10 protein-coding genes and 2 pseudogenes are annotated in these 7,493 nt (G+C 39.4%); 6 read left to right on the top strand and 6 right to left on the bottom strand.

Going from position 1 to position 7,493, the window contains the following annotated elements; all coding sequences use genetic code 11:
• Together btgB (AB5903_RS21395) and btgA are read right to left on the bottom strand one after the other, a co-directional pair.
• Nucleotides 1-227, bottom strand: a pseudogene (btgB, locus tag AB5903_RS21395) (mobilization protein BtgB); the annotation flags it as partial.
• On the bottom strand, nt 224-829 hold the full coding sequence (gene btgA, locus AB5903_RS21390) for a mobilization protein BtgA (protein WP_008782580.1): 606 nt from the start codon (nt 827-829) through the stop codon (nt 224-226). The gene btgA and the pseudogene btgB (AB5903_RS21395), both read right to left, overlap by 4 nt.
• Nucleotides 830-1,221: 392 nt before the next feature.
• On the opposite strand from btgA, the gene AB5903_RS21385 reads away from it, so the two are divergent.
• Both AB5903_RS21385 and AB5903_RS21380 read left to right on the top strand, forming a co-directional pair.
• Complete coding sequence (locus AB5903_RS21385) at nt 1,222-1,569, top strand: type II toxin-antitoxin system RelE/ParE family toxin (protein WP_008669299.1); 348 nt, start codon at nt 1,222-1,224, stop codon at nt 1,567-1,569.
• Nucleotides 1,570-1,574: 5 nt separating this feature from the next.
• On the top strand, nt 1,575-1,889 hold the full coding sequence (locus AB5903_RS21380; protein ID WP_007851388.1) for a helix-turn-helix domain-containing protein: 315 nt from the start codon (nt 1,575-1,577) through the stop codon (nt 1,887-1,889).
• A 324-nt stretch (nt 1,890-2,213) separates the two neighbouring features.
• Here the strand turns inward: AB5903_RS21380 and AB5903_RS21375 are convergent.
• A pseudogene (locus AB5903_RS21375) lies at nt 2,214-2,273 on the bottom strand (four-helix bundle copper-binding protein); the annotation flags it as partial.
• Between the two features lie 91 nt (nt 2,274-2,364).
• Here AB5903_RS21375 and AB5903_RS21370 point away from each other — a divergent pair.
• From AB5903_RS21370 to dcm, 4 genes are all read left to right on the top strand, one after another.
• Nucleotides 2,365-3,342 carry a replication initiation protein gene (locus AB5903_RS21370; protein ID WP_008669318.1) on the top strand — a complete coding sequence of 326 codons (978 nt, stop codon included), beginning with the start codon at nt 2,365-2,367 and terminating at the stop codon, nt 3,340-3,342.
• Nucleotides 3,343-3,354: 12 nt separating this feature from the next.
• Nucleotides 3,355-3,546 carry a hypothetical protein gene (locus AB5903_RS21365; protein ID WP_008782581.1) on the top strand — a complete coding sequence of 64 codons (192 nt, stop codon included), beginning with the start codon at nt 3,355-3,357 and terminating at the stop codon, nt 3,544-3,546.
• Nucleotides 3,547-3,648: 102 nt separating this feature from the next.
• Nucleotides 3,649-4,170, top strand: a complete 522-nt coding sequence (locus AB5903_RS21360) for a BfmA/BtgA family mobilization protein (protein WP_008782582.1) — start codon at nt 3,649-3,651, stop codon at nt 4,168-4,170.
• A complete protein-coding gene (gene dcm, locus AB5903_RS21355) occupies nt 4,170-4,589 on the top strand; it encodes a DNA (cytosine-5-)-methyltransferase (protein ID WP_008782583.1) in 420 nt (139 codons plus the stop codon). The genes AB5903_RS21360 and dcm overlap by 1 nt, the downstream gene beginning before the upstream one ends.
• 120 nt (nt 4,590-4,709) lie before the next feature.
• Here dcm and AB5903_RS21350 read toward each other — a convergent pair whose 3' ends face one another.
• From AB5903_RS21350 to btgB (AB5903_RS21340), 3 genes are all read right to left on the bottom strand, one after another.
• Nucleotides 4,710-5,543, bottom strand: coding sequence for a hypothetical protein (locus tag AB5903_RS21350; protein WP_032951959.1), 834 nt, complete (start codon nt 5,541-5,543; stop codon nt 4,710-4,712).
• A 31-nt stretch (nt 5,544-5,574) separates the two neighbouring features.
• Nucleotides 5,575-6,591, bottom strand: coding sequence for a hypothetical protein (locus tag AB5903_RS21345; protein ID WP_008782585.1), 1,017 nt, complete (start codon nt 6,589-6,591; stop codon nt 5,575-5,577).
• A 173-nt stretch (nt 6,592-6,764) separates the two neighbouring features.
• Nucleotides 6,765-7,493: mobilization protein BtgB (btgB, locus tag AB5903_RS21340; RefSeq protein ID WP_368118254.1), on the bottom strand; the 729-nt coding region annotated here is incomplete at its 5' end.

Raw genomic sequence — 7,493 nt, 5'->3', positions numbered from 1 at the left:
ACATAGAACTTTGCGTCAGTCTGGCTTAACTTAGCCTTGTTGTTGTCTATCTTGAATGTGACCTCCCTTGAGCTCACGTAGTCCCGGAACTGGTTGAAGAACGGCTGCACCTCCTCCCCTTTCTTCATCCTCTCCAAATCCTCATGCTGGAGATAGTTCGTCACCGCAACACAACTGCCTGTATTGGCGTATGTGCCGTTACCGCCTCCCTGTATCTTCACGTTCATATCTTTTCCCTTTTGTTCTTCTCGTCCTTGTACAAGGCTTTTATATCATCGAAAAGCCCGGCTTTTCCTTTCGCATCGATGTAGCTTGCGATATAGGAGAAGATCTTCTCCTGCCTTTGCGTCACAGCGTCCAGCCTTGCATAAATGGCTTGTTGGTTCTTCAGAAGCATATCCCTCGACTGACCGACTGCCTTTTCCGTCCGGTCCAAAGCCTGCTCCCTTATCCCGGCAAGGCTTGCAAGATCACGCATGAATAGGTCATTGTCCTTTTGGTATTGGCTGAACTTTTTTTCCGTAAGTATCGAGTCCATACTCATGGTCACTCTCATGCTTGTACTGCCCATGGCTTCACAAGCCGGACGCAAGAAATCCTGCTCCTGCTTCCTGATGAACGCTATCACCTGATCACAGCGTTTGATAAGTTTCTGCATTTCCTTTGCCGGACTCTCATGCTCAACCGGGTTGATTCCGTACTTCTCGAAGTACTCCAGCGCACAGGAAAGGAAGTCTTTCTTTGATACATTATTGGACTTTGCCAGCCTGTCAAGCCGGGCAAACGTTTTTCGGTCAATGGTGACAGAAGTAGTGGTTTCCTTATCCATACAATTGCTGTTTTAATTGCTAATTATATTATTAAATCTCTGATTTACAAAGGTATGATTTTAACCACAATTTCAAACTAATTGCGGTTAAAAAACTTAAACGGCTGATATTCAGCCGTAACCCCGTAGGGCAAGAGGAAAAACAGGGCAAAGCCCGGTTTCCTCTTGCTGTTCTTTCGACTGCCGAGCAATCGAAAGAACACCCTCCCCTGCGGTACGGCGAAAGCTCGTACAAGGGGGACGGGGAGAAGTCGGAGCGAGGCACTAAGAAAGAACCTATTCCACAAACAAAAAAACACATTAAAACGGCACAACAGGCTGCATAAAATAAATATATTTTGTTTCCATATAATGAAACAAAATATTATCTTTGCAACACTAAAAAACTTTATATGGAAGCAAAATCAAGATTCAAGGTCAAATTATCCAACGAAGCCCAAGAGTTTTTAGACGGATTGCCCAACAAGGTACGTGAGAAGATCATTAGCAATATTCGTAAATCCACCTTTGTACTTGATCCAGATTTATTCAAGAAATTGGATGATACGGATATTTGGGAATTCAGAACGTTCTATAACAAAACCAAGTACAGGCTTCTTGCTTTTTGGGATAAGGACGATAAGATAAACACTCTGGTAATCGCAACACATGGGTTTATCAAGAAAACCCAAAAGACACCTCCCAAAGAAATAGCCAAAGCCGAAGAGATTAGAAAAGATTATTTTAATTCAAAAAGATAAAGCGTATGGAAGCAAAGAAATTTTATACACTCGAAGAAATCGAGGATAAATACATCGGAGAAAAAGGTACTCCCAAACGTGATGCCTACGAAGAAGAACTTAACTCTTTTTTGATAGGTGAAGCCATTAAACAGGCTCGCCAATCAAAGAACTTAACCCAAGAGGAATTAGGTAATCTGATAGGAGTGCAACGAGCTCAAATCTCCCGAATTGAAAACGGTAAGAATTTAACCTTTTCCACCATTGCAAGAGTTTTTAAGGCTATGGGGATAAGTGCTAAACTTGAAATCGGAAGCATGGGTAAAGTTGCGTTATGGTAACTAACTATACAACAAAAAATTACATTAAATCCGGGATGCGTTTTCGCTCCCGGAAACTTCTCGTTTTATACATTTAAAGTCACATTTATACAAAATTTAACACGCCAGAAAATCTTCCTAATCCGTTGCACTTGGCTTTACCTGTTTCCACTCTCTCCCATTCTCCGGAAATTCGTCGTATCAAAAAACACGCTGAAAAGTGGAGCGAAGCGACCTCTATAAACCAAAAAAGAAACACTCCATTGCTTTACGGTAATTTTTAGTTTCTTTTTAGTTACTTTTATGGCATAGCATAACACATTGTGCTATAATATCTTACAAAGGTCATCTACGACAAATTTCCGAGCATCTACGACAAATTTCCGAGCATCTACGACAAATTTCCGAAAAAAACGGCTATCTACGACAAATATTCTACGTCAAATATTTGTTTTTGTCGTAGATAAATATTTCCTTTGCGAAAAGCATTAAAGTCATGGAGAAGAAAGACAAGAAACAGAGGGATATAGTCCTGTCGCAAGACAATGCGCTGACTACCGCACGCTACAAGTTCGACCTTATCGAAAAACGTGCCCTATACTCCATTATACGAAATATCCGGGCGCAATACATCGAGAACGAGAACGGCAGACGGGACTTATTCGATGATCTGATTATCACCATACACGAGGAAGAACTAAAAAAATGCGGTGACAATACCAAGATGCAAAACATCTACGATGCGCTAAAACGGCTTAGAAATCGCGATATAGAAATTAACAACGAAAAGATGTGGCTAAGTATCGGTTTTGTCAATTACGTCAAGCATATCAAAAATAAATCGTATTTTGAGGTGCAAGTTTCCAAAGAGGTACTACCCTATTACGTGGAACTCGCCCAAAACTTCACGAGTTACTCCATGACGGTAGCAATCGCACTCAAAAGCACATTCTCGCAAAGGTTTTACGAACTGTGCTGCCAATACCGAAACGCCGGGTTCTTCTTCTACACAGTCGAAAAGCTCCGGGAAATGTTCATGTTGGAAAAGAAATACAAACGGGGATGCGATTTCAAAAGGCGTGTACTTGACGATCCGCAAAAGGAACTCCGGGAGTTGTACAATGCCGGACAATGCGATTTATATTTCGAGTTCGAACCAAAGAGCTACAAAGGCAAGGAAGTGACCGAATACAAATTTTACGTTTACACAAGGCAAACCGAACAACAAAAGCTATTGGAATACGAAAGCGCCAAACAGGCGATCATCTACATAACAACCACTATTTCGAGGTTCTCCAAAAGTGACAAAGGATATGTTAAGCGTGTAGTGAACGCCGTACAGTTACACCCGGAAATAGCCGTACAGGTGGCGCAAAAGATACAAAAGAAGTTTGAGCAATATATAGACAAGCCAGCCAAACAGATAGGGGCTATCATCCGGGTTTGCTTAATGGAAGATTTTGGAATAGAATAAAAAAATACAAGTATGAAAACAGGTGATAAAGTTATCGTACCAGCCGAAATTAACGGCTATGGCAGGGATTTACGGGCAATGGTTACAGAGATAGAGAAGTTCGCCGGGGCAATATTCGTAACAGTGATATTCACTGAACCATGTCCGGAAGCCTGCGGAAGAAAAGGGGGCGTTTACCATGACTTCCAGCTAATAACAGAGTGATTTATTTTGCTATAACCGCAATAAATTGCAATAACATTTGCGATAAGCTGCAATAACAAAACTTATAACTACCTTTGCAACAGAATATAGCATTTTACAACAATGGAAAAAGGACAAGAAAGCAAGCAAAAGAGGAAAACACCGCTTACCACCATAGCGATAAGCCAAGAGTACGCCCAAAAATTAGATGAATATTTAAAGGGTACGGGCATAACCCGCAAAGAATTTGTTGAGTTGTCCGTTGATTATTTCCAAAGAACCGGGTTCGACCTCCGGGGTGAAGCATTTGACCTCTCCCCATTAGAAAAGGTTGCCGGGCGGCTGGAACAATCCGCAAAGATCATGGAACAACACAACGAGGAAACGGAAGCGGTGCGCCTGCTTCTCCAAACTGTCCGGGAACAGACCGCCAAGCAACTCCCTGCGCCGGAACTGATCGCCCATGCTGCCGAAGAAAAAGCAAAGGCAGAAGCCAAAAGCGAAGAACAAGAACGGGAGATTGCCCGGCTGCGCTCCGAAAACTCCGCTTTGCTAGAATACAAGGAAAAGGCACACCGGGAACTGTGCCGGGTACGTGACGAACAAAAAACAATAGGGAAAATAAAAGTAAACACCGAATTATAATGAAAGGAACTATTAAATTTATAGACCTCTTTGCTGGAATTGGTGGCATTCGATGTGGCTTAGAATTAGCCGCACACGAAGCTGGTTATAAAACAGAGTGTGTATTTACTTCTGAAATCAAGAAACATGCCATAAAGGTTTTAAAACAAAATCATCCTAACGAGTTAATAAACGGAGATATTACACAAGTTAATGAAAAAGAAATTCCAGATTTTGACATTTGTTGTGCAGGTTTTCCATGCCAATCTTTTTCCGGCGGCGGAAAAAGATTGGGCTTTACAGAAACACGTGGTACTTTGTTTTTTGATGTTGAAAGAATTTTAAAGAAAAAGGAACCTGCTGGTTTTATCCTCGAAAACGTTGAAGGACTTGTATCATTCATATTAACAAATCTTGCAACCAAAGATGAAAACCATTAACTGAGGCATATTGACCTACCATGTCTATGTAGTTAATCGCATACGACAAGTCCACTTCATAACCATAAAAATCTATTAAGTCTTGTATTAATTCTTCTGGGGTAATCATAATGTTACTTTTTATTCTAAAGAACGATTGTCCATAATCGCTTGAAGCATATTAGAACATTTTTCATATTCTTCTTTATGTTCAATTCTAAATTCGCTACATTCAATGGCTATATTTATCCACATTTCATTACCTCTTAGTTTAAGAAATTTTTCCCATTCTTTAGGCGAGAAGTAGGAATCTGGTAAATTATCAAATTCTTCCATAGATGAGAGAGAATATCCTTTGTGAGCTAAGAACATATCTTGGATAATCCAATTATGAAACATATCGTAATACTCTGTATATTGATTTACTTTTAGTTCATTGCGAGATAAGAAGGTTTTGATTAATGCAGCAGATTCAGAAATCCATTCACCTAAAATCATTCCATCTTCACAGAAACCTCTAGCTAAATCTTCTAATTCAGGTTTTATACATCCAATGTGGTTATTGCGTAAATAAAATAATTTTATTATATCAAGGGATGTGTATTGCTTCTCATCCTTATTTAGTTCCAAGAAACGTTCAATGTAACGTTCAAAGAAATGGGAAGAAAAAATCAGTAACACATTTGTCCCTTTAAGCGGATAAGCTGCCCATGTAGTTCCTCCATACCTAAAAGTAATGTAGGCATGAGGAATTACAACGTTAGCATCCTCTTTAGATTGTGCATAAAAGCTGAAGAACCATTTATTATTTTTCTTTGTAATAATCTCTGTATTCCATATCCATGGATAATATGTTTGCTTCAATCTCATTTTATTGAATTTGGGATTAAATTTAGTCCAGCGTGCATGGACTTCCTTGTAATCAGACTGAATTTCCTTTGCCAATTCGGTCAATGTCATTGTTGGTAAAATCATATTAACAAATATTTAGAATTGAGATTAATAATCACACAACCAAACATATTATAGCGAAGATAATGATTATAATTAGAATAATACGCATTTTATTGCTGTTTCCCTTAATATCAGAATTTGTGACTTCCACTTGAGAGTTATTTTGTTTATCCATGCAATTAAATGATACAAACTTCTCGCCAGTGTTTAACCAACTAATTTGGCTTGGTACTAAATTCTTTACTCCTTTTGTTGTATTAACAATCTTAAGATTGGCTGATTTAGGATTAATTATATTTTTCATTGGCATTATCCACATTCCAGAACATTCAAAGGCATGATTTAAAGTTACCACAATTAAATAATCTGCATTTTTGCCTATTAGATTGTTTATTCTTCTTGTTTCAGAAGTCCGTCTTTCACTATCATATACTCGCCTTGTTTTGATTTCAAAAGTTAATCCTCCTTGACCTATTGCATCCAGTCCCTTCTCATTCTTATTGCTAGATAATTTTAGGTTCAAGCGTTTACAAGCATAATATTCTCCAATATCCCCTACTACTTTACGGCTTCTAATAATCCCTTCTTTTTGTAAATTCAAGTAACTTTGAGCAAAATTTCTGATAGCGACTTGTTCTTTTTGAAGTAATTTTAATCGAGCTATATTCTGAGAAAATGAATGCACAGAAGAAGCGCCAATAATGTATTCTTCCGTATTAATTTTATTAGAAGGGATTTTTAATATGGATATAGGATTGTAATATATATCAAAATATACAACTACGAGATAGTCAAAATCTTGATATTTTAGATTAGAAATATGATGAGTAAGATTATTGTTAGATATAACTTTAGATTTAATTTGATATTTATAGCCTTTAGGACATACTCCATCGTATGCTTTTGTGGATTTACCAGCTAAACTTAGTTTAAAATACTTGGAGGCAATAAATTCTCCTATTTCTCCAGTAAAGCTATCTGTACGAATTATTCCTAAAGTGAAAAGTTTATCACTGCAATTGGCAAATTCTTTTAATAAAGTTTCTCTAACTGCTGTTTGCTTTTCCATGAATAAAATTTTATTGTTTTATTAATGGCTATAAAGGTAGAAATAAATAAAGTATTAGCAAATTTTGGATTCCGCTAATTGTTGTGCGATGGTCGCCCAGTTGGCTATGGGCATGGTCCATTTCTTACGTATGTTGCGGTAAGCGAGATAAACGGTGCCGGAAAATAGAAAAATCACATGCCCATTCCGAAACCTCTGCTCCTTTTTGGCTTCTTCAGGAGTTCCAGATCTTCCTCCTGCTGCTTCTTTTTGGGAATAGGCTGCTCGATGTCCGGCGTTTTTTCCACCTGCTGAATTTTCGACTTCTCCGGTTCCTGCCGGGATTGAAGCTCCGCTTTGAGATTGTCCCATTTCTCCTTTCTGATGCGTTCCGCACGTTCCACCTGCCGGGCTATTTCCGCCGGGCTTCCGTTCTTGACGGCATTAAGATAGTCGAAGCTTTCCTCCGGCTCCCGGTCAAACCCCATGCGCCGATCAAAAGAGCTTTCACACTTCCGGAAAAAATCCGTCCGGTCAAAACCTCCCTTCACGTTGCCGCAGTTCTTCTTTCCGGTGTGGTTCGTTTTAGGGCTTAACTTTTTGGTGTTGCTCCGGTCTTTCCGACTGACGATGATATGTGCGTGCATATCGCTGTCACTGTCACCGTCCCGATTGAAATGGATCTTTGCGTAATATTCCACATCATCGCTTCTCAAGCCTTTTCCGAAGCCCTCCGCATAGTTTCTCATCACGTCCTGCCGGATGTACCACTGCAAGGCTTCCGCACGCTCCTGCGGAGTCCTGCCCATGCAGCGCAGCTCTTTCTCTGAAGGGCTGACGGTAATAACATAGAACTTTGCGTCAGTCTGGCTTAACTTAGCCTTGTTGTTGTCTATCTTGAATGTGACCTCCCTTGAGCTCAC

This window comes from Bacteroides sp. 2201st1_D9_2201SCRN_220225 (genome assembly GCF_040928965.1).
In the GTDB taxonomy this organism is placed as follows: domain Bacteria; phylum Bacteroidota; class Bacteroidia; order Bacteroidales; family Bacteroidaceae; genus Bacteroides; species Bacteroides stercoris.
This window is presented reverse-complemented; position numbering and strand designations above follow the sequence as displayed.

What these genes read in the sequence shown, in the direction of transcription:
- AB5903_RS21350 (WP_032951959.1), bottom strand. Translation starts at nt 5,543, where the DNA reads ATGATTTTACCAACAATGACATTGACCGAATTGGCAAAGGAAATTCAG.
- AB5903_RS21370 (WP_008669318.1), top strand. Translation starts at nt 2,365, where the DNA reads ATGGAGAAGAAAGACAAGAAACAGAGGGATATAGTCCTGTCGCAAGAC.
- dcm (WP_008782583.1), top strand. Translation starts at nt 4,170, where the DNA reads ATGAAAGGAACTATTAAATTTATAGACCTCTTTGCTGGAATTGGTGGC.
- AB5903_RS21345 (WP_008782585.1), bottom strand. Translation starts at nt 6,591, where the DNA reads ATGGAAAAGCAAACAGCAGTTAGAGAAACTTTATTAAAAGAATTTGCC.
- btgA (WP_008782580.1), bottom strand. Translation starts at nt 829, where the DNA reads ATGGATAAGGAAACCACTACTTCTGTCACCATTGACCGAAAAACGTTT.
- AB5903_RS21360 (WP_008782582.1), top strand. Translation starts at nt 3,649, where the DNA reads ATGGAAAAAGGACAAGAAAGCAAGCAAAAGAGGAAAACACCGCTTACC.
- AB5903_RS21385 (WP_008669299.1), top strand. Translation starts at nt 1,222, where the DNA reads ATGGAAGCAAAATCAAGATTCAAGGTCAAATTATCCAACGAAGCCCAA.
- AB5903_RS21365 (WP_008782581.1), top strand. Translation starts at nt 3,355, where the DNA reads ATGAAAACAGGTGATAAAGTTATCGTACCAGCCGAAATTAACGGCTAT.
- AB5903_RS21380 (WP_007851388.1), top strand. Translation starts at nt 1,575, where the DNA reads ATGGAAGCAAAGAAATTTTATACACTCGAAGAAATCGAGGATAAATAC.